Origin of the sequence: Variovorax sp. LjRoot175 (assembly GCF_964253805.1) — a bacterium.
Classification (GTDB): Bacteria; Pseudomonadota; Gammaproteobacteria; order Burkholderiales; family Burkholderiaceae_C; genus Variovorax.
Window position 1 is genome coordinate 5,159,700 of record NZ_CAXURY020000001.1, and the last position, 24,581, is coordinate 5,184,280.

The window sequence follows — 24,581 nt, forward strand, 5'->3', positions numbered from 1 at the left end:
GAGGTCGCTTTGCTTCCGACTGATTCGATCTACCGCTTCGACAACATCGAATTGCGCCCTTCCACCCGGCAACTGCTGGTAGGGGGCCAGCCCGCCAACCTGGGGAGCCGTGCCTTCGATGTGCTTTCGGCCTTGATCGCGCACCGCGAGCGGATGCTGACCAAGAACGAGCTGCTCGAGATGGTGTGGCCGAACCTGGTGGTGGAGGAAAACAACCTCCAGGTGCATGTGAGCGCGCTGCGCAAGCTGCTGGGGCCCAAAGCCATCGTCACGATTCCGGGCCGCGGCTATCGCTTCGCCGCCGCGCTGGACGCCCTGCCCGCTTTGGCCGCGGTCGCCGCGAGCGCCGGCGCGCCCGCACCGAGTCCCAGGGGCTCTCCCATGGCATCCGCCGCCAGGGCCCTGCGCTCGGACACCGGCAACCTGCCTGCCCTGCTGCCCCCCTTGCTGGGCCGGGATGCCGAGCTGACGATGCTGCGCGAGCTGGTGCTGCAGCAGCATCGGCTGCTCAGCCTGCTAGGGCCGGGCGGCATCGGCAAGACCAGCCTGGCCCGCGCCGCCGCCCGCCAGGTGGCGCACGACTTCCGGGACGGCGCCTGGATGGTGGAACTGGCCTCCATCTCGGACCCGGCCGCGCTGCCCGGCGCGGTGGCGCTCGCCCTGAGCATCAACCTGCCCGGACGGGCCGACGCGAGCGTCGAGCTGGCCGAACGCCTGCGCGGCCACGAACTGCTGGTGCTGGACAACTGCGAGCACCTGATCGAGCCCGTGGCTGCGCTCGTGGGCTACTTGCTCGAAGCCGTGCCCAAGCTGCATGTCCTGGTCACCAGCCAGGAGCCCTTGAAGCTGGCCACCGAGCGGCCGGTCCGGCTCGGCGCCCTGGCAGTGCCGGACCATGCCGTCCTGGCCGATGCGGCGACGCATGGCGCGGTGGCCCTGTTCGTGGCCCGCGTCGGCGCCATGCAGCCGGGCTTCCGGCTCGACGAAGGCAATCTGGACGCGGTGGTGGACATCTGCCGCGAGCTCGACGGCCTGCCGCTGGCGCTGGAACTCGCCGCCGCGCGCGTGCCGCTCCTGGGCGTGCAGGGCGTGCGGCAGCACCTGGCCCAGCGCCTGCATGTGCTGAAGAGCGGCGTGCGCGATGCCCCCTCGCGCCATCGCACCCTGCGCACCACGCTCGATTGGAGCCATGCGCTGCTGAGCCCGGATGAGCAGAAGGTGTTCCGCCGGCTCGGTGTGTTCGTCGGCGGCTTCGGCCTCGAACTGGCGCAGCAGGTGGCGTCCGACGAGAGCATCGATGTCTGGGCCGTGCTGGACCATCTCGGCAACCTGGTCGACAAGTCGATCGTCGTGGTCGATGCCGGCCCGGTGCCGCGCTACCGCCTGCTGGAGACGGCCCGCGTCTACGCCCGCGAGCAGCTCGAGGCGGCCTCCGAATGGGACAGCCTGCGCCAATGGCATGCGCGCTGCATGCAGTCGGCGCTCGACCGGCGCGTGCGTGCCGGCCACCTGGGCGCCGAGACGGTGGACCAGTGGGTGCTGGCCTGCAGCCCCGAGATCGACAACCTGCGCAGCGCGATCGAATGGGCCTGCGGCCCCGGCGGCGATGCCGCGCTGGCGCTCGACCTGGTGAACATCGCCGCGGTGCTGATGTACCAGGCAGGCCGCTACCCCGAATGCCTGCGCTGGATGCTGATGGCCGAGCCCCTGATCGACGAGGCCACGCCGGCGCAGGTGGTGGCCGAGTTCAGCCTCGGCCTGGCGCTGGTCGGGCTGCACGGCGGCATCAGCGCGCAGCGGCGGATGCAACTGCTCGACCGGGCCTGCGACATCTTCGAGCGGCAGCCGCCGCACGGCCTGCTGGCCCTCACCCTGTGCTCGAACGCCTACGTGGCAGCCGTGAGCGGCGATTTCGACAGCGCCGAGCGCAGGCTGGTGCAATGCCGTGAGCTGGTCGAGCAACCCGGCTTGCGCCCCTTCAAGGGCACCTGGCTGTACTGCACGGGCATGGTGCGGCGCTACCAGGACCAGCCCGTCCAGGCGTTGTCTGCCTTCTCCCAAGCGCTGCCGCTGGTGCGGTCGGAGGGCAACGCGCGCACGCTGTTCCATGTGCTCAACAACCTGGCTGCCATGCATCACGAACTGGGGCATGTCGACGAGGCGGTGGCCCAGTTCCGCGGGCTCATCGACCATTTGCAGCGCTCGCCGCTGGCCGATGCGCAGATGATGGCCTTCGCGCTGAACTGGTACGCGCATACGCTGACCGGCCAGGGCGCGCTCGAGGAGGCCCAGACCCAGGTGCTTCGAAGCCTGCCGCATTGCCGCCGTTCGGTCGGGCTGCGCCACTTCGCGGGCATGCTGGCGCTGCTGGCGGCGCGCCAGGGCCGGCTGCGCGAGGCCGCGTTGCTGATCGGCTGCGACGACGCCGCGCGCCAGCGGCGCGGCGAGCGGCGCTCGCCCAGCGACGACCGCGCGATGGCGGCCGCCCTGGCGCTCATCGGTGCCGCGCATCCGGCGGCCAGCATCGAGGCCTGGCGCCTCGAAGGGGCCGGGCTCGACGAGGACGACATCGTGGCGCTGGTGTCCGAGCGGCACCCTCTCAACGCTGCCTCGGGTCCGCACGTTCGAGCTGCGTGATCAGGTAAGGGAAGACATCCCGCGCCGCATCGCGCCCGATGAACAGGTCCATGTGGGCGTAGCCGTCGAAGATGTGGCGCGTGTAGAGCGCCGGGTCGTTGAAGGCCGACAGCCAGCTCTGCGTGCGGATGCAGGTTTCCGGGAAGAAGAGCTGGTTGCCGGCGCCGGCCACGAAGCTGATCGGCAGCGCCAGCCGCGGCGCGTTCTCCGGCACGACGTAGACGTCGCGCCCCTCGCTGTCCACCGCCTTGGCCTGCTGCATCATCAGGCTGAGCTGCTCGAAGGGGCGCAGCGAGACGCAGCCGAACATTTCCGCCAGCGCCGTGTGGGTGGCGTTGTTCAGCTGCGCATGCGCATACGAGGGGCCGAAGATGGAGAACACGCGGCGGCACAGCGGGTTCTTGCATTCCTCGCCGGCGGGAATGGGCACCTTCCAGGCGAGCGTGTCGATTTCGCGGTCCAGGTCGGTGGTGCCGGGCACGCTGTCGAAGCGGTCCTCCAGCGGTGCATAGCCTTCCAGCAGCCGGGCCAGGCCGAGATCGGCCTTGGCGTAGTTGAGCCAGTTCGTCACCGGATGCAGCGTCAGCTGCGAGGAGACGATCGACCGCACGCCGGTCATGCCGTCGAGCAAGGCCATCAGCAGGCTCATCGAACCGACGCAGTGCGCGATCGCCTGCAGATCCCGTGCGCCCGTGGCCTCCAGGATGAAGCGCACCGCGGCCGGCCAGTCGATGCGGGCGATGTCGTCGATGGTGAAGGGGGCGATCGGGCTGCCGGAATCGGGGCTGGCCCGGTAATCGAACAGCCACACGTCCCAGCCGCGCGCACAGAGCGCTTCCACCAGGTTCTGCTCCACCGTGTCGGTGGCGAAGGACGACGCCCGCACCGAGAAGCCCGGCGCCAGCACCACCGGCCCGCGCGCGCCGCCGGCATAGCGGGTGAGCTTGATGCGGAAGCCGTCGCCGACGTCCACGCTGTGCGGCACCGGCACCGGTGCGTGCAATGCGCGCCGCTGCAGCTGGGGGAGGTCGAGCGCCGGGAAGTTGTTCAGGTCCGCCAGCAGTCCGCCGTAGGCGCGGAACAGCGTCGTGGCGAAGAAGCCGCCGAACTTGGCCAGGTAGGCGGCGTTGATGGCGTCGCGCGCGGCCGGCACCTGCTGCTCCACCTCGCCCAGCAGGTTCGCGGGCGGCTCGAGCTTGATGGAGGAGGCCTGCCACAGGAGATCGTCGAGGTCGAGCGTCAGGATGCCCTGCGCGACCAGCGGGCTCTCGGCGCTTTCCACGTCGTGCACGCGCACGAACAGCGTGGTGGTGTCGGTCCAGGGTGAGGACCCGGGCCGCTGGTGCAGCAGCTTGTGGCCCTTGAAGCGCAGCCGCGAGTCGCCGCGCTGCAGCATCATCTCGTAGGTCATGGTCCAGGTTTCCACGCGCTGCGCATCGGCCGGCAGCAGGTGGAACACGCCGCTCACGACCGGCATCGGCTCGTGCCACAGCGCCGGGCAGGTGACGGTGCCGGAGATGGTTGCGGCGTGGGTCGGGTCCGAGACCATCGCGTGCAGGTCGTGGGTATGGATGGTCAGCTCGAAGCACATCGTCTGGTTGCGCACGCGGCCCCACGCGCAGGCGACTTCGTAGTCGTCGGCGATGCGGCGCGCCGCGTCGGGGCGCGCGACCACCGCCTCGGTGCTGATCCAGCCTTGCATGGTTTCAGTGAACTGGAAGCTCGGGCTGAGCAGCGCCGGATCCTTCTCGATGAGCTTCTTGATCGCGTACTTCGCCAGCTCGATGGCGCCTGTTTCGAGATTCCCGGTCACGCTCTGGAGCAGCGCTTCGGCGTCGTGCGCGATCGACGAGATCTCGCGCTCCAGGCGCTCCAGCAGGCCCGAAGGAGGCGCGGCGCGAGGCGAGGATGCGCTGCTGCGCGTCGGCAAGATCTGGCGTGGCTTCAGGCCAAGGTCGATCGCCCAGCCTCGCGCGTCGCACAGGTTCTGGCTGGCGCGCTCGGCCAGCGCGGTGATGGTCAGCAGCGGATTCACGCCTGCCGCGCCCGGCAGCACCGCGCCGTCGCAGACGTACAGGCCCTCGTGCACCGCCTCGCCGTCGTTGCCCGAGAACACCTGGCTCTGGTGATTGACCACGCCATCGCGCGCACTGTCGCCCATGCCGCAGCCGCCGAGCGGGTGCACGGTGATCAGCTTGCGGCCGAGCGATTCGGCCGACAGCGGGTTCGGGATGAACTGGCCCTGGACCGCGTCGTTGGCGGCCTTCAGCCACGTCTCGTCCCTGGCGATCGTGGGGCTGGCGCCGGCCTTCGGCCAGTCGATGCGCAGCCGGTCGTCCTCGAGGTGCAGGCGGCCGGCCGCCTCGTCCACGCTCATCACCAGGTAGGTCTGCGTGCGGGCCACCGCGCCGCTGTAGGCCAGTTGGGTCAGGCTGCCGGGGTCGCCCTGCACCGCCTCGCCCAGGGCCTGGGCATCGAGCAGGCGGGACTTGGCTTGCGTGGCGCCGTACGCGAACTCGCCGCCCAGCATGGCGTCGGCGAAGAACAGCGCCGGCGTCAGCAGCGGGGCCAGCGCGCCGGGGATCACGCCCTCCTCGATCACCAGCCCGTCGCCCACCTCGGGCGTCTGGCGCATGTCGATCACGCCGGTGATGCACGGCCCCGGCAGATCGGCCGGCGCGACCTCGTTGCGCCCCGTGCCCACGCCGTTGATCTTGCGCTGGACCGCCTGGCCCTGCGCATCGGTGCCGGACTGCCAGTAGCTGTTGTAGCCCAGGGCGAGCACGTCGCCGTTGCCGGAGAAGCGCTGGCCGAGCCGGTCCGACAGGGGCAGTCCGTGCGCCTTGGAGCGCAGCAGGATCTCGGTCGAGCCCAGGGCGCCTGCGCCGAGCATCACCACATCGGCGCTGACGCTGCGCCGGCCGGCGGTCCCCTGCGCGGCCGGGCCGTCCGGACCCCGCAAGCCGACCTCGTCGAAGAACACGCGCCAGCGCGCGCCGTCGCGCTCGACGTGGCTGACCCGCGCGCCCGTGAAGATCTGCGCGCCGTGGCCGTGCGCGTCGGGCAGGTAGTTCATGCGCGTGGTGTTCTTCGCACCCACGTTGCAGCCGCTGGTGCAATCGCCGCACAGGTTGCAGCGCGGCTGCGTCACGCCGAACGGGTTCACCTGGTCGACGAAGTTCACCGCGATCGGCGGGCGCTTGAACGGCTTCTTCATCGCCGCGGCCGATTTCTGCAGCGCCAGCAGCTTGTTCAGCGGCGGGAAGTCTTCCGAATCCTCGGGATAGGGCGAGGGGTCGAGCATCTGCCGGGCGCGTGCGATGTAGGGATCGAGCAGCTTCGGGTCGCGGCGGAACTCGGCCGGCCAGCGCGTCGCGTCGAACAGGCGCGGATCGATCTCCAGCGCGACGTTGGCATTGATCAGCGAGGTGCCGCCCAGGCCGCAGCCCACCATCGCCAGCATGTCGTCGTTTAGGTGCAGGTTGTACAGGCCGTCGGGCGCGCCGAGCTTGCCGCGCGCACCGTCGATCTGCATGTCGGCCTGCGCGGTGGCGATGTCGTTCGGGAACTGGCCGGGCAGGATCTCGCGGCCGCGCTCCAGCACGCAGACCGTCTGGCCGGCACGCGCGAGGCGCGAAGCCGCCACGCCGGCGCCATAGCCGGAACCCACCACGACCGCCGTGTAGTGCGAGGCGATCTCGTCGAGCGAACGGGAAATGGGCTTCATCGTCATGCGTTCGCCTTTGCCATCGTCTTTGCCCGGGCCTCCATCTCGGCCCGTGCGTCCGCAATCACCGCGACCGAGGCGGTGAAGAATTCGTCGAGCAGCAGCGTGGCGCGGCTCTGCGTGGCCTGTTGCGCGTTGCGCGAGAACGCCTGCCAGGCCGGTGCCGTGCGTTCGATGCCGGCGGCCAGCGCCGCCAGCATCGGGTTGTCGCGGTCGCGGAAACCGCCGATGCCGCGTGCGTGCACGGGGGGCATGCGCCCGTTCACCGGATCGTTGAACAGGCGCAGCGACGCGACGTTCAGCGCATCGTCGATGAACATGGCCGAGGCGCCCTGCGTGGTGGTCATGGTGGGCTGGTCCATCACCCAGCCGCCGGTGTTGAAGATGCCGACCGGCCGGTCGAAGCCGGCCACCGGCAGCTCGTCCTCGAAAGGCTTGTGGCTGTGGCCGAAGACGAAGCTGAAATCCAGCTCCGACGGCTTGAGCCCGGCCTGCTCGAGCTGCAGCTTCACCGGCCCCGACAGGTACCAGCGCAGGTCCGCCACGTCGTCGGCGCTCATCACTTCGGCATAGCCGTCGCGCTGCGACTCGGCGCCCCGGCCCAGCGTGGCGTCGAGCGTGCCGAGCACGAGCTGGCTGACCGTGATGCCCTGGAACACGTCCATGCTCCCGCTCATGCCGAAGTTCTGGTCGAGCTTGGCCACCAGCAGGGCGGCCAGCCGTTGCGAGAAGTCGTGCGATGCGGCGGCATCGCGCATCACCTCGTAGAGCTTGCCGGCGCCGGCCCCGGTCATGCCGGAACTGCCGAGGTCGGACCACATGAAGTCGACCCAGGCGCCGTTCTGGCCCTCCAGATCCGAGATCGTCACGGTGCCGGGGTTGCGTCCCGCGCTCCGGCCCGGAGCCTGCGCATTCAGGATCGTCATCACCCGGTACATCGGGTCGATGTAGTGCCCGTGGTGCAGCACGACGCAGCGGCGGCGCGACGCATCGAGCAGGCCGAGATTCGGGTAGGCGATGTCCACCCGCGCGTCGGCCAGGCCCGGGCAGCCGGCCACGAGGCGCGTCAGCATCGACGAAGCGATCCGGGCGGCGCCGGCCACGTCTCCCGCTACAGCGTCCTCGAACAGCGCGGTGTGCTTGATCAGGTCGTCCTCGATGCGGCCCTGCTGCAGCGCGTCCTGGAACTGCTGGTCCTGTGCGATGCGCCAGAGATGGTGGTCGTGGTTGCCGGGCACGTACAGCACGCGCGGGGCGAACACCGCACGGCCGCCGTCCTGCATCACCGTTTCCACGAAGCACCGGAAGGCCGCCGCCACGTCGCCCATCGGCGACAGGCCCATGTCGAGCACGTCGCCCAGCAGGATCAGTGTCGGGGGCGGGCCTTCCATGGTGGACAGCAGCTGGCGCAAGGCGCTGCCGAAGGCGATCTGGGTGTCGCTGGGGCGGCCGGGATCGGGCCGTCCCTGCGCGTCGGCGTAGGTCAGGGTGCTGTAGGCGGCGCCGAGGTGAAGGTCGGACAGGCAGACATAACGCGGTGCATTCAAGGCCATGGTTCGTGGGCGGATCTGTGGACCCGGCCGGGTCCGTGCCGGGACTGTCGCCGAAGGCGGCCGCGGCGTCATGAATTCGGCCCTTAAGCGTTCTGAATTCGGGAGGCCGGCGGCCGCCTGAAGCGGGCTTCAGCACGCTTCAGTACTACTTAAGGACTGGAAGGGCGCGGCGCGAGAAGCTTGGCACTTCTTTTCACCAGCCAACGGAATAGCGCCATGCTCAAGCTGAACACCACCCCGGCCGCAGCCATCGCCGCGACGCGGCGTGCCGTGGGACTGCCTCGGCACGTGCGGCTGCGCAACGGCGTACCGGCCCAGATCCGTTCCCTGCGCTCCGACGACGCGAAGCGCTTCGGCGGCTTCGTCGCCAGGCTGTCGGCCGCCTCGCGATGCGAGCGCTTCGGCCGCGGCTTCGGTGCCTGCTCGCCGGCCATGCTGCTGGATCTGGTCAACGTGGACGGCGTTCGCCATGCCGGCTTCGTCGCAACGCTGAGGCTGGACCACGACGAGGAGGTGATCGGGGAGGCGCGCTACGACGTCGGCGCGGACGGCGACTGCGCGGAGCTGACGCTTGTCGTGGCCGACTTCTGGCAGGGCCAGGGGCTGGCCGAGCAATTGCTCGATCGCCTGCTCGAAGCGGCGCGCGATGCCGGCCTGCACCGGCTTGTCGGCGAGGTGCCGTCTTCCAACCGCCGGATGATCCGCTTCATGCAGCGCATGGGCTTCGTCGCGTGCGCCCAGGGCGCCGATCGGCCGGTGCTGCGCATGGAACGTGGCGTGGCCCCGCGGCTGCAGCAGGCGCCCGCGCCGCGGCCCGTGGACGTGCTGCGGCGCTGGCTGAACAACCAGCTCTTCCAGTTCGGCTTCTGAATGGCCTCCCGTGGGTCGAGATAAGATGCCGCGCTTTTAGCGCGCCGGCACACGAAGGGACCGACATGGCGATCACCACCGATGGACCGCGTGCGGATGCACCCGTGCGGCGCATTCGCGAGCTGCCGGGGCCGCGCGGCCTGCCTCTGCTGGGCAATGCCCTCCAGATCGAGCGCGAACGCCTGCACCAGAAGGTCGAGCAGTGGGCGCGCGAGTACGGCGAGATCTACCGCTTCCGCATCGCCTCCCGCGAGTTCGTCGTCATCTCCAACCCGGGGACGGTCGCCGCGGTGCTGCGCAACCGGCCCGACGGATTCCAGCGCGGCGCAAAGCTCAACGCGGCGGCTCGCTCGCTGGGCTTCAATGGCCTGTTCACCATCAACGGCGACGAATGGAGGCGGCACCGGCCCATGGTGCTGCGCGGCCTGGACCCGACCCACATCAAGGCCTTCCATCCGACGCTGGTAAAGGTCACGCAGCGTTTCGAGGGCCGCTGGCGCCGGGCCGCGGAGGCCGGACAGCCGATCGACCTGCAGGCGGACCTGATGCGCTACACCGTCGATGTGACCGCGGGCCTGGCCTTCGGCACGGACATCAACACGTTGGAGTCGGACGAGGAGGTGATCCAGCAGCACCTGGACAAGCTGCTGCCCGCGCTGGCCAAGCGCGTGCTGTCGCCGCTGCCGCGCTGGCTGACGCGGCGCGACCGGGCGGTGGAAGCGGATCTGGCGGCGGTGCACGGCGCCGTGAACGGCTTCATCGCCGCCGCGAGGCAACGGCTCGCCGACGAGCCTGAACTGCGCGAGCACCCCCGCAACCTCATCGAAGCCATGGTCGCCGAGCGCGACCGGCCCGGCTCCGAGCTGACCGACGAGGACGTTTCCGGCAACATGCTGACCATGCTGCTGGCCGGCGAGGACACGACGGCCAACACGCTGGCGTGGATGGTCTGGCTGCTGCATCGCCATCCCGAGGCCGCGCAACGGGCCGCCGAGGAAGTGCGCAGCGTGATCGGCGAGGGATCGCATCCCACCCACGAGCAGCTGGGCCAGCTCGATTTCGTGGAAGCCTGCGCGCACGAGACGATGCGGCTGAAGCCGGTCGCCCCGCTCCTCATCCAGGAGGCCGTGCGCGATACCGTGGTGGACGGTGTGGCAGTGCCTGCCGGCACGCCGGTGATGTGCCTGATGCGCCCCGGGGCCGTGAATGCCGCGCATTTCGCCGATCCCGAGGCGTTCCGGCCGGAACGCTGGCTCGCCGGGGATGGCCCGGGCCGGGCCGCGGGCTCGGCCAAGCGGGTCGCCATGCCTTTCGGCGCCGGGCCGCGCACCTGTCCCGGCCGCTACCTCGCGCTGTCGGAGATGAAGATGGTGGCCGCCATGCTGCTCGGCGCGTTCGAGATCGCGGACGTATCCACCGCCGACGGCACGGAAGTGCAGGAGCGCCTGGCGTTCACGATGTCGCCCGTAGGCCTGAGGTTGCGGCTACGCAACGCGCCGTAGCGCGGCCATGACCTCGGCCGCCGGCGGCAGCTCACTGGTACGCCAGACCAGCCGAGCGTGGCGATCGAACAGATAAACCTGGCCGGTATGGCGGTCGCCCGCGGCCGCGCCCCCCTTGAACAGCGAGAGCATCGGCTCGAGCGCCTCGGGGGCAGGCGCCGCCGCGCTCCATGCGGGCCTGGCGCCGAAACGCCGCAGCCAGTCGCTCAGGGCGGCGGGGTCGTCGGCCAGCGGGTCGATGCTCAGCGACAGCAGGCGCGCCGCCGCATCGCGCTCGGCCAGCAATGCGGCCTGCAGCGCCGAGAACAAGGCGCCCTGGATCGGGCAGACCGTGCTGCAGCCGGTGAACATTAATTGAACGACGGTCGGGGCGCCGCGCAGCTGCGCCGCAAGCGTCGGCGCGGCGCCGTCGTGGCGCCGCAACGGCAAGGCCGGGGCCGCCACGGCCGGCATCACCGGACCGACGCCGGCGTTGGCACGGGCGGCCGGCGGCACCCCCAGCCACGCCAGCGCACCGGCGGCAAGCAGGCGCCGGCGCCCGGGGGATGCAACCCGGGATGGGACGAGGGGGCGATGCGCGTTCATTCGGGGAGGCCCTGCGTCAGGTAGTCCCACAAGGCCGCGCACTGGCCATCGTCGGCATCGAAGCGCGGCATGGCTCGGGGCAACACGACGTGGGCCGGATCGACGCCTGTGCGCAGCGTGCGGCAGAAGGACGCCTGCTCGTACGCGACGGGCGGGCCGCCCCGGCGCGGGCGGGCTTCGCGCAGCTGGCGCCGGTCCAGCGGCGGCGCGAAATTGGAGGCCGCGGCGGCGGACTTGCCAGGGCCGGCGTGGCACTGGGTGCAGCGCGTCGCTGCGACCGGCAGCGGCACGTTGTGGCCGGACAGCGTGCCGGCGAGCGGCTCGGTGCCCTCGAACAGGCGCGCGCCGCGCGCCACCGAGGCCGGCACGGCGGGTTCGCGCCACGCCAGGCCCGCGGCCAGTGCGGTTGCGAGCGCCAGCGCCATCGGGAGCCTCAGCTTGCGAAGCGCGCCGGCCACTAGCGGATGTTGATGGTGCGCGCCACGCTGGGCACGCCGCTGCCGTCCAGCGCGAACAGCATGTAGTTGCCCGGCAGCACCACGCCGCGATCGGCCGGAATGCCCAGCTGGTAGTTGCCTGCCGTGCCCGTGAAGGAGAGCGGGATGCGACGCTGGTCGGTGTTGACCGAGTGAGTGGCCGACGCCATGCGCACCAGTGCAAAGCTGGCCGCCGCGCGGTCGGTGGCCACGGCGATCTGGCTGCCCCATGTGGCGGTGGCCGGCGCGGCCGTGATGGCCGGGCGGGGTGCCGGCGTTCCGTCGGGCGCCAGCAGGTAGGGTGGCGTGTAGATCTCCGCGTCCGGGTGGTCGGCAGGGCAGGCGCACAGCCCGCCGCCGCCCGCCAGCACGCGTCCGTCCAGCAGCAGCAACGCCACGCTGTGGTAGTTGCGCGGTCTCTGCATCGGCGGCAGGGTGATGAAGCTCTCGAGCACCGGGCTCCACAGCTCGGTAGCCAGCACGCTGAAGGAGTCGGAGAAGGTCACGGGCTGCGTCTGGCCGCCGATCGCAAGCACCTCGCCGTTGGGCAGCACCACGCTGTTGACGAAGGTGCGGCCATAGGCCATGGGCGAGACCTTGCGCACCGTGGGTGGGTTCGGCGCGCCGGCATTGATGTCGATGATGTAGGCGGTCTTGAAGGCGTTGCCGCTGTCGTGGTTCGGCGCGCCGCCGAGCTTGAGGATCTTGCCGATGTCGTACATCACGGCGCTGGCGGTCATGGCGTACGGGTCGTCGCTGCGCGGGCCGGCCTGCAGGATGGCACCGCTGCCGAGCGTGTCGATCCAGTGCATCGCGGCGGCGGGACCGGCGTGGAACACCCAGCCGCCGGCGGCGCCGAACAGCCACATGTGGTTGTCGCCTCGGTAGACCCCGGCCTCGTCCGGGCCGGCCAGCGGCGGGTTGGAGACATTGCTCGCGTCCGGCATGTTGGCCGGTACGCCGGACAGCGTGCGCCAAGTCCTGGTGCTGGCCGACCACACCTCGCCATACTTGCCGCCCAGCCCGCCGTTCCACGAACCGCCGACCGTGAATACGGAGCCGTCGGACATCGTCGTGCTGGATTGGTAGGCACGTGCGATCCCGAGTTGCGCACCCGTCACCCAGCCGCCCAGCGCCGGGTCGTAGATCGAGGTCTTCACCGCATCGCTGCCGCCGGTGACCAGCACGCTGCCGTCGGCCAGCATGCTGAGGCCGGGGCAGAACATCTGGTGGCCCGTGGCCGTGACCGTGAGGGGGCTCGACGATCGCGTGGCGGGGTCGAACACCGAGGTGTAGGTGTAGGCCTCGTTGCTGCTCGAGCTGAAGCTGGTGGGCGAGCGGGCCGCCCACAGCAGCAGCTTGCCGTCCGGCAGGTTGGCGGCCGAGGCGGGCACGAGCGGCAGCGCGATCGGATCGGACCAGGGCTTGACGGCAGCGGTGGACTGCGCCGCGGTGTATCCGGCTGCCGTGAAGCTGTACTCGTTGGATGGCAGCCACTTTCCCTTGAATCGGGAACGCAGCCGGACCACGAGTCCCGCGCCGTCCGTGGGCAGGTTCGTCACCGTCAGCGTGGTCGCGCTGGTCACGGTGTCGACCACCGGTGTCGCCGAGGAGGTCGACTGGATCGCGAAGCCGTACTGGTTGGCGCCGGTGTTGGTCCAGACGAAGGTCGCGCTGCGGCTGGCGAACTTGGTGCCGGGGGGCGGACTGGTCAGGATCGCAGGCTCTCCGCCCGGCGCCGGCCTGTTGCTCGATGCGGACACGTCCGCGAGCGCCGCGTTGGCGCCCTGCGCTCTGCCGCCGCCTCCGTCGTCACCGCCGCACCAAGCCAGGAACACCAGGGACACATAAGCAAGGCCGCGCAAGGCGCGCGCCGATGGAACGCTGGTCATCGTTCCTCCTTTTTTGATCTTCATCCGACGGGTGCCAGCTTAGTCCTTGCGTGCGCAATAAACAATACTAAAGTATTCAAAAATGGCGCCGTGGCCCAGCTGTTCGGATGAAACCGCCGATCTGGAGCGGCTTCAGAAAGAACCTGTTCAACTACCCGATACGGCCTTCGGCAAGTTCGGGCTCCGTCTACAAATCCGACTCACATGGCAAAGCTTCGCAAACACCATTCCTCGACCCCCTGCCTCAGGGTGGGGCCCAGCGAAGTCCACGGCCTCGGCGCCTTCGCGACGCGCGCGTTGCCCGCTTTCGCATTGCTGGGTATCTACGAAGGCCGGCGCTACTCACAGCAGGAGATCGCCTCGAGGGTTTGGGATGACCAGCTCACTTACCTGTTCACCTTGTCCAACCGGGAAACCATCGATGGCGCCAAGGGAGGCAATGGCACTCGCCACCTGAATCACGCCTGCGACCCGAACTGCGAAGCGGTCGAGGAGTACGACGACGCAGGCCAGTTGTTGCTGAAGTTCCAGACGATCGCTCCCGTGAACGCGGGGGACGAACTGTTCATCGACTATTGCCTGACAGCGGACGACGGCTCGCCGGCCTCGGACTATCCCTGCCGTTGCGGGTCTCCCAATTGCCGCGGCACGATGCTCGCAGACCTCGGCTAGCGCTGTTGCAGGCGCTGAAGCAACTCTGCGCTTGGATAGCCGTCCGCGGGCAAGCCGACACTGCGTTGATAGCGGCGCAGGCCGTCACGGGTGGCGGGGCCCATCACGCCGTCGGGCGCTCCGCTGGCAAAGCCACGCTGATTGAGCGCGCTCTGGAGCTCGATCAGTTGGCTGCGCGTGAGAGCGGCCAGATCCCGCGGCCAAGGGGACTGCACGTCGGGGCCGCCAGTCAGGCGTTGCGCAAGAAGGCCGACCGCGAGCGCATAGCTGGTCGAGTTGTTGTAGCGCAAGATGGCTCGGAAGTTCGATCCGACCAGGAAGGCCGGCCCGCGGGCGCCTGCGGGCAGCAGGATCGTGCCGTCCGCAAACTCCGGCAGTGGCTGACCGTCCGCGCTTCGCAGCCCCTCGCCGGCCCATTGGGCCGTGGACTGGCGCACGGCTGTGTCGGCCCGACCGTAGTCGAAGCCAGTCGGCAACCGGACCTCGACGCCCCAAGGCTTGTCCGCCTGCCAGCCCGCGCGCAACAGGAAGTTGGCGGTCGAGGCCATCACGTCCGCCATGCTGCCCCAGATGTCACGCCGGCCATCGCCATCGGCATCCACCGCGTAGGCCAGGAAGTTCGACGGCAGGAACTGGGTCTGGCCCATGGCACCAGCCCAGGAGCCGACCAGGTGTTCGCGATCGATGTCGCCGTTGTCGACGATCTTCAGCGCCGCGAGCAACTCAGCGCGCGCCCAGTCCGCGCGACGCCCCTCGAAACCCAGCGTCGCCAGCGCGTCGATGGTCGGGGTACTGCCGTAATTGCTGCCGTAGTTGCTCTCCATGCCCCAGATGGCGACCACGATGCTGGGCGGGACGCCGTAGCGCGAGGCCGCCGCTTCGGCTTCGTTGCGAACCTGCAGGAGCTTGTCCTGGCCCGCCGCAACACGCTGGGCGGTCACGGTTCTATCAAGATAGTCCCAGACCGTGCGCGTGAGTTCGGGCTGCACACGATCCAGTTCGATGACGCGCGGCAGGTACTGGACATTGTCGAATGCGCTGCGCAGCGTGGCCTCGCCGATGCCTCCTGCGCGCGCGGTCGCGCGGAAGTCCGCGACCCACTGTGCGAACCGCTTGCGGAGCTCTGCGTCGTCCACGGCCGCGGGCATGGGCGTCGGGAGCACTGTTGATGGCTGCGATGGCGCTGAAGCTGGCGCGGAAGCGCAGCCGCCCAGCAGAGCGACCGCGAGCGCCATCAGGGCAAGCCGGGGGAAATGCAGCGACGGGCAATGGGCTTGGTGCATTCTGACTGTTCGCCACCGATCCTGGCGTCGACGCTCAATCCTGCATTGCCAACGGATTGGGAGCCGGCTCACCGATCTTCGTGAGTGTGTTGCGGTCGGTGTGATGAAAGGGTTCAGCAAGTCCTTGGATCTGCATGACGGTATCTTGGTTGTACGACCAGGTGCCATCGGCATTGAACGCGACCTCGATACGCCACTCCAGCGTGGTGAAAGCATGCTCGATGAACGCGTTGGACACGATGCCGTTCACGAGGCTCCCGCGCGTAGCGACGAGTTCAAAGCGATCTGCGTCCGCCTTCACTTGGCCGCTCGCCATCGCTACCTGGCCTCGCGGAATCGCCAGTGTGTGCATGACGGTGCCGGTGGCAGGTTCCCACAACCAGTAGCCGACCTGATCGTGATACATCTTGGTCAGGCCCGGCTTGTGGATGTAGGTGTGATAGCGCAGGCCATACAGCACTTGCGGGCCGTTGGTCTGGGGATCGATCGGCTGCAATTCGTAGTGCTCTACATAGACCTGCGTCTTCGGTCCCTGCGCCTTGGGCTTGACGTCCACGCCCTTCTCGCCCTGCCACAGGCCCGCCATCCTGCGCAGCGGACCGAGGTTGGAGAGGGTTCTTCCATCCAGGTTGGAAGGCTCGGTGTAGATGTCGTCCGGAAACGTGGACATGGGATGGGCCGGGAAGTTGAGTTGCAGTCGGCGAGTTCGATCGCCTGGTTCTGGCCGCATCCTGCCACAACAGCGCCAACCGCAGCACGGCTGCTTGCGATGGGCGATCCATCGCCGATTACTACACTGGTCGGATGAGCCACCCCCCTCAACCGCATCGCGTGCGAGACCTTCTTGCTTCCTATTTCTGGAGTGGCGATGCCATCCGCAGTCGAAGCGTGAGTGATGTGGTGCTGTCTGGCACGGTCGACGTGCCTGCGCCCTCCGCAAGGCTGATGGCAGATTGGGAAAGGGAGACATCGTTGCGCTTGGGCCTGGAATCCGGAGACGTCGAGGCATTGCCTCTGGCGCGAGCGCGTGCGCGCTGGCCGGACTACAGGCACTGCGTGAAGGCGGTGTCCGATTGGACGCGCACGCTCGGCCTGCCTGAGGTGCTTGCCTCCTGTGACGTAGCCCTCATGGCCTGCCGCGGCGCCAAGTACCATCATGACGGCGAACACTATGGCGGTGCGGCCTTCTGCAATCTCTTCCTGAGCGAGGACCGGGGTCTGGACTTGCATTTCCCCGCTACAGGTCATCGAATCCCGCTTGCCAGGGGTACGGCTGTGATATTCGATACCGGCCAGCCGCACGCCGTCATCAAGCGCCGCAGCGGCGGCTTCCATGTGGCCGACTTCTCATCCGACCAGGATTGCACCCAGGTATTCCTGACCTGGGAGCTTCCCATCGAGAATGCCGATGTCGCGCGCGCACTTCGGATCGACTTCGACATCGACGCTTCGACCTCGTTGCAACTGGATGAAGAGCAAGTCTGGCTGAACGGCGCACGGGCCAGTGTGTGTGCGGATTCGGGCCGGTGGCGCCGAGACCGCTGAGATCCTATCTAGTTGTTGCCTGCATATTCCTGCCTCGATTCAGTTCTCACCCCACTTGATATTCGCCCCGGCCAGAACCAAAGGATTAGATCGTCGCAGGTCAACAGAGGTGTCTATCTAAGGTCGCCAACAACTTGTCCAGATTGGCGCCCGCTCTTACGCCGCAGGCGGCACACCACCTCGCGTACAGCAGAACGTCGACGAAATTCTCACCTCGCTCAAGTTTCGACACGTAAGACTGACCCACACCCAAAGCCTCGGCCATCTGCGCCTGGGTAAGTCCCGCCTTCATCCGGATGCTGCGCATAAGCTTGCGCAAAGCTTGGTACTCGGCTTGATAGAGGGAGACGGGCATACCTCCCGATCGTTAAGTCCTTTACGGAATAGTCGTAAGCCGACTATTTGATGTAAACTTTGCCTCTTTCAGGCGGGCTTGAGGCTGTCCTCACTGCCACAAGGAGTGCACATGGAAAAGGCAGTTCTCTCATGTGGGCGATCGCGCCCAGAGATAAACGATGGCGAAACGGGGGCGGGCAGGCAATGCGCCCCGGTGCCGGATTCCTGCGGGCATCCGGCGAGAAGCGCTCAATAGTCTGACGCTGCATCGGCAGCCTATGGTGAACAGCGCAAAGGTTTCCAAGCTTCGTGCCGGCAGAAGGGTTGGCCCTGTGAGGAAACGATCGTCCCCGTCTCCTCTCCGCACGGCTCGCAAGCCTGCGGTGTGGCTGCCTCCGAGTGCCAGAACAGAGTCTCGGCCAAGGCGCAGCGCTACGCCGGCTAGCGTCGGGCTGCACATTCGAGCGCTGCGCCTGGCCCCCCATATCTCCGAAGGGACTCTGGCCATCGCGACAGTGGTCTCCCGGTCGATGCCGTATCGCATCGAGTGCGGCTTTGTCTCGCCGTCGATTGAAACACTTGACGTCCTTGGGCGCATGCGGTGCCGAAGCCCAAAAGGACCTGAAGCTTCTTATGGTGGCGCCTGTGTTTAGAGCACAGGCGTCACCCTTCCCGACGGCCGAAAAGCTGAGGCTTCCTGCCAGCCTGTTGCGTCCGCGTGCTCGGGTCGCACCCGCGAAAAGCGAACCGCTATCGCGACTTGGAGAGCAGATCAAGGCGCTTCGCATTGCGGCAGGCAAAACGGGCGGCGAGCTTGCCGCGCAGTGCGGAGTCTCGAGCTCGCTGCTCTCGCGCGTCGAGCGCGGGTTGGTGTCCCCTTCGGTGGAGACGCTCAGCCGAATCGCCGAGGGCCTGGATGTCTCGCTGTCGCGCTTCTTCTCAGATCAGCGCAGCAGGTCGGATCTGTCGCTCGTGCGCGCCGGCCATGGCATCGTTGTGGATCGCATCGGCGCGGTGGAGCACTACCGGTATGAGCTGCTGGGGCACCTGCTGTCGGGCAATCTGTTCGTGGAGCCCTATCTTGTGCGGCTGTTGCCTGATGCCAAGCCCTATGTCGGCTTCCAGCACCCGGGAATGAAGTTCCTCCACCTGACTTCGGGCAGGGTGCGCTACCGGTATGGCACCAAGGCGATGGACTTGAAACCCGGGGACTCCCTTCTGTTCGAAGCGAGCGCGTTGCATGGCATCGAGCAAGTCCAGGAGGTCCCGGTCAGCTACCTGGTCATCGTGTACACGATGCGGGAGTGAGAGGAACAGGACGAGGGCGAGGAACCACCCACGCGTTGGCGCAAGCGACCCGTATCCGCGCAGGGCGGGCGCAGCCGGCAACTCCATTGACCCCCGGCTTCTAGTCCTTATTTCATCTCTGCTTGAGCTTCCACACCAAAGCGCCGGTGTACAGAAGGCCTTCGTAGTCCGCCTGATTCATCGTCAGGTGCATCCGCTCGAGGTACTCGGACAAGAACGCCAGGGCGATGTCCGGCTTGAGTGGCGGAGTCGTTGTCGCCGAGCTGCACCATGGACGCCAGTATTTGGGCTTGGTTCATTGCGTCAGTCTAGGTTGGATCGCCCTCCTGATCCGATCTGCGTAGGTCGTCAACGTAGGTACCATCGCGACGACTTCCTCGAGCGTGCGTCGGCTCTTCGGCGCAGAAATCGTGAGCGCCGCCACAACCTGGCCATCTGTGCCCTGTATGGGTACTGCGGCACCGACGACGCCCACGATGTACTCGGACTCGTTGGCCGCATAACCTTGGTTCTTCACCTTTCGGAGGCGCTCGAGAAGCCCCTTCGGTTCGGTGACGGTCTTGGGCGTCAGCGGCTCCCAGGGGCCGGAGGCCATGAACTTTGCGAGTTCATCCGGCGGCAACGCTGCAAGAAAGACCTGACCGCTGGACGTGCAGTGCAGCGGCGCCTTTTGCCCAGCCTGGAACTGCAGCGTGAGCGGCGACTGGCCCATGACGCTTGCGATGTACTCGACCTCGCCGAAGGACATCAGTGCCAGCCCACAAGTCTCTCCGGTCTTTTGTGCAACGGCGGTCAACAGCGCCTGGATGGGCGCGTAGACAATCGTGGAGCTCAGGATCGAGGTCGCCAATCCGACCAGCTTGGGCGCGACGGCGTACTTGCCCTTGACCGGCATCTTCTGAAGAAACTGCAGTTCCTCCAGCGAGGCAATCATCCGGTGAGCCGTAGGCCTGGGCAGATCGAGGAGGTAGACGATATCGGCTGCGGAGATCATGCCCATCTTGGCCGCCAGGTTGAGGACCGCGAACAGTCGTTCGACGGGCGTTCCTGCGACGGCTGTCGAAGTCTTCCTGGCCTTCCTGGTCGATGTGCTCATGACCGGATTATTGGGACTCTAGCGCCGTCCTGGAACTGCATAGCGATTCTTCAGTACGGCAACGAGTTGCGACGTGATCGAGCAAAGCACCATGTAAATCACGGCGACCGCCAGGTACATCTCGACGAGGCGCCCATCACGTTGGGCGATCTTCGACGCTGCACCCAAGAGATCGGTCACGGAAAGCACGTAGACCAGCGACGTGTCCTGAAACAGGATGATCGTCTGCGTGAGCAGGATCGGACTGACAACCCGCAGGACCTGCGGGAGGATGATCAGCCGATAGCTCTGCCAGGTGGACATTCCCAACGCTCTGCAAGCGCCATACTGCCCCTTTGCTATCGACTTGAACCCGGCGCGGATGATCTCGGCGTAGTAGGCGGCCTCGAACAATGTGAAGGTCACGAAGGCCGTCCACACAGGTCCGATCTGCACCGGCCTTGAAGCTCCTGTCATCCACATCAGCACGAGCGGCATGAGGAAGAAGAACCAGAAGAGCACCATGATCAGCGGCACTGAGCGAATCAGCGTGACGTACGCGCTTGCCAGTTGCGATGCCACCGGAACTTCAAGGTGCCGCACAAGAGCCAAGCCGATACCGAGTACCAACCCTCCGACGAAGCCGACCGCGGTAAGCTCCAGCGAGAACACCAATCCTTTGAGCAGGAACGGGTAGGCCTGCGCAATCACGGAGAAATCGAAGTGATTCATGGCTTTGCAGGCTCCTTCCTCAACAAGAAGAAGCGGCGCCGCGCGATCGTGAGTTCCGAGCCAGGCGTGCGAAGGCGCCGTTCCAAGCCATGCATGATTGTGTAGACGAAGAGAGCGAGCAGCAGATAGAGAAGGGTCGCCGCGCCAAAGGCTTGGAACGTCTTGAAGGTGAACTCGTTAATTTGTCGGGCTTGGGCGGTGAGTTCGAGAAGCCCGATGGTTAGAGCTACGGACGTGTTCTTGAAGATGCCCATCACCTCGCTGGTCAGCGTCGGCATGATGATTCGCAGCGCCTGCGGAAGCAGGATGGTGCGATACACCCTTAGCTCGCTCATGCCGAGTGCCCTGGCTGCTGAACGCTGGCCGTAGGGCAACGCCTCGATACCCGCTTTGACTTGCTCGGCCACGCGCGCTCCGGTGTAGAGCGAAAGCGCGATGAGGGCCGGAACGAACGCACCCCAGGGGGGCGGCATCTTCTTCATCGCACTGCCGAGATCGGCTGGTAGCAGTTCCGGCAGTACGAAATACCAAAGGAACATCTGGACGATGATTGGAATATTGCGGAAAACCTCCACATAGAGCCGCGCGGCCAGCGCTATGCCCCGGTTGGGGGATGTCCGACAGCATCCGACCAGCACCCCCAAGACGAAGGCAAAACACCAGCCTGCCAGCGCCAGAGCCACCGTCCAAGCCAAACCATTGAGCAGCCAGGTGAGATACAGCTCCTCTCCGTCCTGGACTGTTTCGAAAAGGACTTCGAACACGCCGAGCTCCGGTCAGTTGCAGATGGTTCTTCAGTCGATCCTGTCGCTGGGCGCCTTGACTCGCTCCTTCAGCTTTTCCGTCATCGGAAAGGAAAGACTCACGTTGCGCGGCGGAATCGGCGACTCGAACCACTTCTTGTAGAGCTTGTCGTACTCGCCGCTCTTCATGAGGTTGCCGAGCACGCCGTCGACCAGGGCTTTGAACGCTGGATCGTCCTTGCGCAGCATCAAGCCGTAGTAGATGTTGTCGAAGCCGCCCGGCACGAGGGCAAACGATGCCGAGTTGCGCGAGTTGGCCTTCTCGCCCGCCAGCAGGATGTCGTCTTCGAGCCAGGCTACAGCACGGTTGCTGTCGAGCGTGAGCATCGATTCGCCGTGATCCTTGGCCGCGATCGTCACCAGCTCCATCTTCTGCCCTTCGTTGAACTTGCGCACGAAGCCAACGGCGTTGGAGCCCTGCGTGACCACGACGGTCTTGCCCTTGAGGTCCGTGGGCTTCTTCACGCCGGAGTCCACGCGCACCAGCCAAAGCGGCTGGCTGACGAAGGTCGCAACGGAAAAGCCGACCTGCTTCTGCCGCGCCGCATTGTTCGCGGTGCCACCGCACTCGACGTCGACAGTGCCGTTCGCGACCAGCGGGATGCGATTCGACGAGTTGACCGCCACGTACTTGACTTCGAGCTTGGGCAGGTTCAGCTGCTGCTTCACCTTGTCCACGATGGCCGCGCACAGGTCCATCGAGATGCCAACGGGTTTCTGCTGGCTGTCCAGGAATGAGAAGGGCACGGACGACTCGCGGTAGCCGAGCGTGATCGCTCCAGTTTCCTTGATCTTCTGCAGCGTATCGCCGCCCGCCTGGGCGAAGGTGGGCATGCTCGCAGCCAACAGACACGCCGCTGCGATGGTGAGAAAGGACGACTTCAAGTTCATGAAAGATTCTCCTGCGGGCAATGGAAATGGATGGCGCTCAGTCGACCTGTATTGCAGCGGTCGGATGACTGGTTCGGTTCAAGCGCTGCTCGATCAGCGACACAACCTGGTCAACGTCCTCGGCGGTGTTGAACATGCCGAAGGAGATGCGAACACCGCCTCGCTCGGGCGACACGCGAACCTGGTTTTGCGTGAAGTAGTCGTGCCACTCGGCAACCGGCAGATCCATCACGTAGATGTGCGCACGGCTGGCACGAGCGCGCGGTCCAACGAGGCGCACGTCGAGCTTTTCGAGTTGGGCGATCAGCCGATCACCGAGCGCGAGCACATGCTCTTCGATTCGCTCGACGCCGGTCTTCTGAATGAGACCGATCGAGCTCGACAGGGCATGCAGATCCGGAAGGTTGTAGTTGCCGAACTCGAAGCGACCCGCATCCTTGCGCGGTGCAAGATCGTCAGGCCGCGCTATGTAGTCTTCGGGGGGATTCGCCAGGCTGCTCATTGCCAGGTACGCCGGTTGAAGCTCATCGAGGCCGGCCTTCACGTAGAGGATGCCCAGGCCCTGGGGTACCAGCAAACCCTTGTGGCAGCCGGCGGCAAGCACAGAAACGCCCAGTTTCTTGACGTCGACCGGAACCACGCCGACCGACTGCATCACGTCGACAACCAGGAAGATGCCCTTTTGCGCGCACAGGCGTCCGATGCTGGCGATATCGTGCCGCTGGCCAGCATGGAAGGTCACGTGAGACAGCGAGATCACCTTGGTCGTGGCGTCGATGAAGCGCTCGAAGGTTTCCGCCGTCGCGATTTCATCGTCTGCCACCTTCACGAAGCGTACCTCCACGCCCTTGCGCTTGAGGTTGAGCCAGGCATAGGCGTTGTTCGGATGGTCGCCTTCGAGCATGAGGACCGTATCCCCGCTCGCGAGCGGAACGGCATTGGCGGCGATGTTCAGTCCTTCAGACGTGTTCTTGGTGAAGGCGATCTCGCCGGGCGACGCGTTGAGCAGCGCAGCAACGTCCTCACGAGCGCGCTCCACGCGGCGCATCCATACCGGCTTCGGTCCGGCCATTTCGTTGCCTTCGGCGAGAAATTCCGCGAGCGCCTGGCGGACGCAAGTCGCCATCGGCGTCTGGTGCGCGGAGTCCAGGTAGAGCATCCGCTTGGTGACGGGAAACTCCTGGCGGATGGAGTCGAGTTCGAGAGTGGCTGACATGGTTTCCTCGGTTCATCAATCGGTGCCCCGAAACGGGGCGACTGGTGCACGGAACGCGTGATCACCGTGTAACGTCGATTGATGCGATGGCCCCATCCTAGGAGCGCCATTGAGCCACCACGTCTCAATATTCGGCCAGGTCGAAGTCCGGGCTTACGAGGAAAAGCACCTGCAGGCCGCTCCAGAACTTGCGTCCGAATTCTGAGACGGAATTTAGTCGCCGAGCACCTCGAAGAGCGTCTTTCAAGCACTGTTCGGAGGGTCACCTCATCTTTTTGCGTCGCACTTTTCGGACGCGTGTTAAGTCCTCGGCGCCGCATGGCCAAATGCGAAGGGAGAGCCCCTGACGGGACTGGCCAGTGGAATCTGTCATGTTGCTAGCATGGGCAGATTGAATGGTCGACCCGATAGAGAGAAGGCAGAAGCCGTATGACGAACGCATCCAACCGACGAGACGAACTGAAGAAGCTGGTGCTCTGCGCCTCGTGCGCCGCAATCCAGCGCAACTGGCGCCGCGCGCCCGGGCATGCCGAACTCGTTCAGATGTCCAGTCGCAAGGCGGAGCGCAGCGATGGCGATAGCGGCGGTCACGCGGTCACCATCACCAGCTACCGTTGTGACGCCTGCGGCACGCGGTGGGAGTACGAAAACGACAAGACGAACCAACAAGCGGGCTGGTCGGTCGTAGGGCAGTAGGTTCGCGCCTCAGGGTCGAAGGTCTGCTTGGCCCGACTGTCGAAGCCCAGCATCTTGCCGGTAACGGCCGGTTTCGCACTGCGGAGCGAAAGTTCAGATGCGGAGGTCGACGGACAACAAGGGGCCCGAAGCTGGTCTCTCACTTCCCCAGCACGACGAGCGGCTTCCCTTTTTCGACGATATACGTGGCGAGCTCCGCCGCGTTGCCGCTGCCGACGTTCGTCACCGTGTGGTTCGCTCCGGCCGGAATGAACAGGACGTCACCGGCCTTGAGCGTCACCGGCGGCTTGCCCTCGAGCTGGCACTCCAGCAAGCCTTCGATGGCATAGACGATCTCTTCGCCCGGATGGCTGTGCTTGGGGGCCACCACCCCGGGGGCGAAATCGACGCGCACCTGGACGACCTCGCGTCCCGGCGCGGTGAGATCGTGCCGCTGGAGATCGGTGCGCGCGATTCCCGGCGGCTGCGCCTGCGGCATGTGGGCGTAGGCAGGGGACGAGAACACGAACAGGCTGACAAGCGCCGCACTGGCGATGCGATGGCGAAATAGGTCTTCATGGCTGGCTTTCAAAAAGTTGAAGAGTGCATTGGAGACGGCGCTCGCATCTGCGATGTGTCGAGCGGCCGTCGATTTGCATTCCCGTGTGTTCTCGCGCCTGTCAGACACAGTGGCGTACAGAACGACTGCCGGCGTGCGGCGCATGGCGCGTGGGCGGCGCGCAAACCCAAGATGAAACGTACTGTGTTGATTTCTCGTGCCGATACAGAGGCATACGTTCTGC

21 protein-coding genes are annotated in these 24,581 nt (G+C 66.6%); 7 read left to right on the forward strand and 14 right to left on the reverse strand.

The annotated features are described in order from the left end of the window. Positions 1-9: 9 nt before the first annotated feature. Positions 10-2,637 (forward strand): winged helix-turn-helix domain-containing protein, encoded by a 2,628-nt coding sequence (locus ACSQ89_RS25610; protein WP_436295278.1) that lies wholly within the window; start codon positions 10-12, stop codon positions 2,635-2,637. Here the strand turns inward: ACSQ89_RS25610 and ACSQ89_RS25615 are convergent. Next, positions 2,600-6,370 (reverse strand): alpha/beta fold hydrolase, encoded by a 3,771-nt coding sequence (locus ACSQ89_RS25615; protein ID WP_436295277.1) that lies wholly within the window; start codon positions 6,368-6,370, stop codon positions 2,600-2,602. The two genes, ACSQ89_RS25610 and ACSQ89_RS25615, sit on opposite strands and share 38 nt — an antisense overlap. Further along, on the reverse strand, positions 6,367-7,911 hold the full coding sequence (locus ACSQ89_RS25620; protein ID WP_436296560.1) for a hypothetical protein: 1,545 nt from the start codon (positions 7,909-7,911) through the stop codon (positions 6,367-6,369). Before ACSQ89_RS25620 ends, ACSQ89_RS25615 begins: the two co-directional genes overlap by 4 nt. A 222-nt stretch (positions 7,912-8,133) precedes the next feature. On the opposite strand from ACSQ89_RS25620, the gene ACSQ89_RS25625 reads away from it, so the two are divergent. After that, positions 8,134-8,787 (forward strand): N-acetyltransferase family protein, encoded by a 654-nt coding sequence (locus tag ACSQ89_RS25625; protein WP_436295275.1) that lies wholly within the window; start codon positions 8,134-8,136, stop codon positions 8,785-8,787. 65 nt (positions 8,788-8,852) lie between these two features. Continuing rightward, entirely contained in the window at positions 8,853-10,289 is a 1,437-nt protein-coding gene (locus ACSQ89_RS25630) for a cytochrome P450 (protein ID WP_436295274.1), read from the forward strand. On the opposite strand, the gene ACSQ89_RS25635 is transcribed toward ACSQ89_RS25630, so the two are convergent. From ACSQ89_RS25635 to ACSQ89_RS25645, 3 genes are read right to left on the reverse strand one after another with little or no spacing between them, the layout of a single operon-like run. Further along, positions 10,272-10,874, reverse strand: coding sequence for an SCO family protein (locus ACSQ89_RS25635; protein WP_436295273.1), 603 nt, complete (start codon positions 10,872-10,874; stop codon positions 10,272-10,274). The two genes, ACSQ89_RS25630 and ACSQ89_RS25635, sit on opposite strands and share 18 nt — an antisense overlap. Continuing rightward, positions 10,871-11,299 carry a hypothetical protein gene (locus ACSQ89_RS25640; protein ID WP_436295272.1) on the reverse strand — a complete coding sequence of 143 codons (429 nt, stop codon included), beginning with the start codon at positions 11,297-11,299 and terminating at the stop codon, positions 10,871-10,873. Before ACSQ89_RS25640 ends, ACSQ89_RS25635 begins: the two co-directional genes overlap by 4 nt. Before the next feature lie 32 nt (positions 11,300-11,331). Continuing rightward, complete coding sequence (locus ACSQ89_RS25645) at positions 11,332-13,242, reverse strand: galactose oxidase-like domain-containing protein (RefSeq protein ID WP_436295271.1); 1,911 nt, start codon at positions 13,240-13,242, stop codon at positions 11,332-11,334. 204 nt (positions 13,243-13,446) lie between these two features. Between ACSQ89_RS25645 and ACSQ89_RS25650 the strand changes: the two genes are divergently transcribed. Further along, entirely contained in the window at positions 13,447-13,914 is a 468-nt protein-coding gene (locus ACSQ89_RS25650; protein ID WP_436295270.1) for an SET domain-containing protein, read from the forward strand. Here the strand turns inward: ACSQ89_RS25650 and ACSQ89_RS25655 are convergent. Next, positions 13,911-15,197, reverse strand: a complete 1,287-nt coding sequence (locus tag ACSQ89_RS25655) for a lytic murein transglycosylase (protein WP_436295269.1) — start codon at positions 15,195-15,197, stop codon at positions 13,911-13,913. The genes ACSQ89_RS25650 and ACSQ89_RS25655 overlap by 4 nt on opposite strands. 34 nt (positions 15,198-15,231) lie before the next feature. Beyond that, entirely contained in the window at positions 15,232-15,867 is a 636-nt protein-coding gene (locus tag ACSQ89_RS25660) for an FABP family protein (RefSeq protein WP_436295268.1), read from the reverse strand. 134 nt (positions 15,868-16,001) lie between these two features. Between ACSQ89_RS25660 and ACSQ89_RS25665 the strand changes: the two genes are divergently transcribed. Continuing rightward, positions 16,002-16,742 carry a hypothetical protein gene (locus ACSQ89_RS25665; protein WP_436295267.1) on the forward strand — a complete coding sequence of 247 codons (741 nt, stop codon included), beginning with the start codon at positions 16,002-16,004 and terminating at the stop codon, positions 16,740-16,742. A 100-nt stretch (positions 16,743-16,842) separates the two neighbouring features. Here ACSQ89_RS25665 and ACSQ89_RS25670 read toward each other — a convergent pair whose 3' ends face one another. After that, positions 16,843-17,097, reverse strand: a complete 255-nt coding sequence (locus tag ACSQ89_RS25670; protein WP_436295266.1) for a helix-turn-helix domain-containing protein — start codon at positions 17,095-17,097, stop codon at positions 16,843-16,845. A gap of 668 nt (positions 17,098-17,765) precedes the next feature. Between ACSQ89_RS25670 and ACSQ89_RS25675 the strand changes: the two genes are divergently transcribed. Further along, a complete protein-coding gene (locus ACSQ89_RS25675; RefSeq protein ID WP_436296632.1) occupies positions 17,766-18,386 on the forward strand; it encodes a helix-turn-helix domain-containing protein in 621 nt (206 codons plus the stop codon). A 295-nt stretch (positions 18,387-18,681) separates the two neighbouring features. Here ACSQ89_RS25675 and ACSQ89_RS25680 read toward each other — a convergent pair whose 3' ends face one another. The 5 genes from ACSQ89_RS25680 to ACSQ89_RS25700 are packed head-to-tail and all read right to left on the reverse strand — an operon-like array spanning position 18,682 to position 23,103. Next, positions 18,682-19,482, reverse strand: coding sequence for an IclR family transcriptional regulator (locus ACSQ89_RS25680; protein ID WP_436295265.1), 801 nt, complete (start codon positions 19,480-19,482; stop codon positions 18,682-18,684). Between the two features lie 18 nt (positions 19,483-19,500). After that, positions 19,501-20,193 (reverse strand): amino acid ABC transporter permease, encoded by a 693-nt coding sequence (locus ACSQ89_RS25685; RefSeq protein WP_436295264.1) that lies wholly within the window; start codon positions 20,191-20,193, stop codon positions 19,501-19,503. Beyond that, on the reverse strand, positions 20,190-20,957 hold the full coding sequence (locus ACSQ89_RS25690; protein WP_436295263.1) for an amino acid ABC transporter permease: 768 nt from the start codon (positions 20,955-20,957) through the stop codon (positions 20,190-20,192). The genes ACSQ89_RS25685 and ACSQ89_RS25690 overlap by 4 nt, the downstream gene beginning before the upstream one ends. A gap of 30 nt (positions 20,958-20,987) precedes the next feature. Beyond that, on the reverse strand, positions 20,988-21,887 hold the full coding sequence (locus tag ACSQ89_RS25695) for a transporter substrate-binding domain-containing protein (protein WP_436295262.1): 900 nt from the start codon (positions 21,885-21,887) through the stop codon (positions 20,988-20,990). 37 nt (positions 21,888-21,924) lie between these two features. Further along, positions 21,925-23,103, reverse strand: a complete 1,179-nt coding sequence (locus ACSQ89_RS25700) for an aminotransferase class V-fold PLP-dependent enzyme (RefSeq protein WP_436295261.1) — start codon at positions 23,101-23,103, stop codon at positions 21,925-21,927. 429 nt (positions 23,104-23,532) lie between these two features. On the opposite strand from ACSQ89_RS25700, the gene ACSQ89_RS25705 reads away from it, so the two are divergent. Then, positions 23,533-23,799, forward strand: a complete 267-nt coding sequence (locus ACSQ89_RS25705) for a hypothetical protein (protein ID WP_436295260.1) — start codon at positions 23,533-23,535, stop codon at positions 23,797-23,799. A gap of 139 nt (positions 23,800-23,938) precedes the next feature. Here ACSQ89_RS25705 and ACSQ89_RS25710 read toward each other — a convergent pair whose 3' ends face one another. Continuing rightward, positions 23,939-24,502 carry a cupin domain-containing protein gene (locus ACSQ89_RS25710; RefSeq protein WP_436295259.1) on the reverse strand — a complete coding sequence of 188 codons (564 nt, stop codon included), beginning with the start codon at positions 24,500-24,502 and terminating at the stop codon, positions 23,939-23,941. Positions 24,503-24,581: the final 79 nt, after the last annotated feature.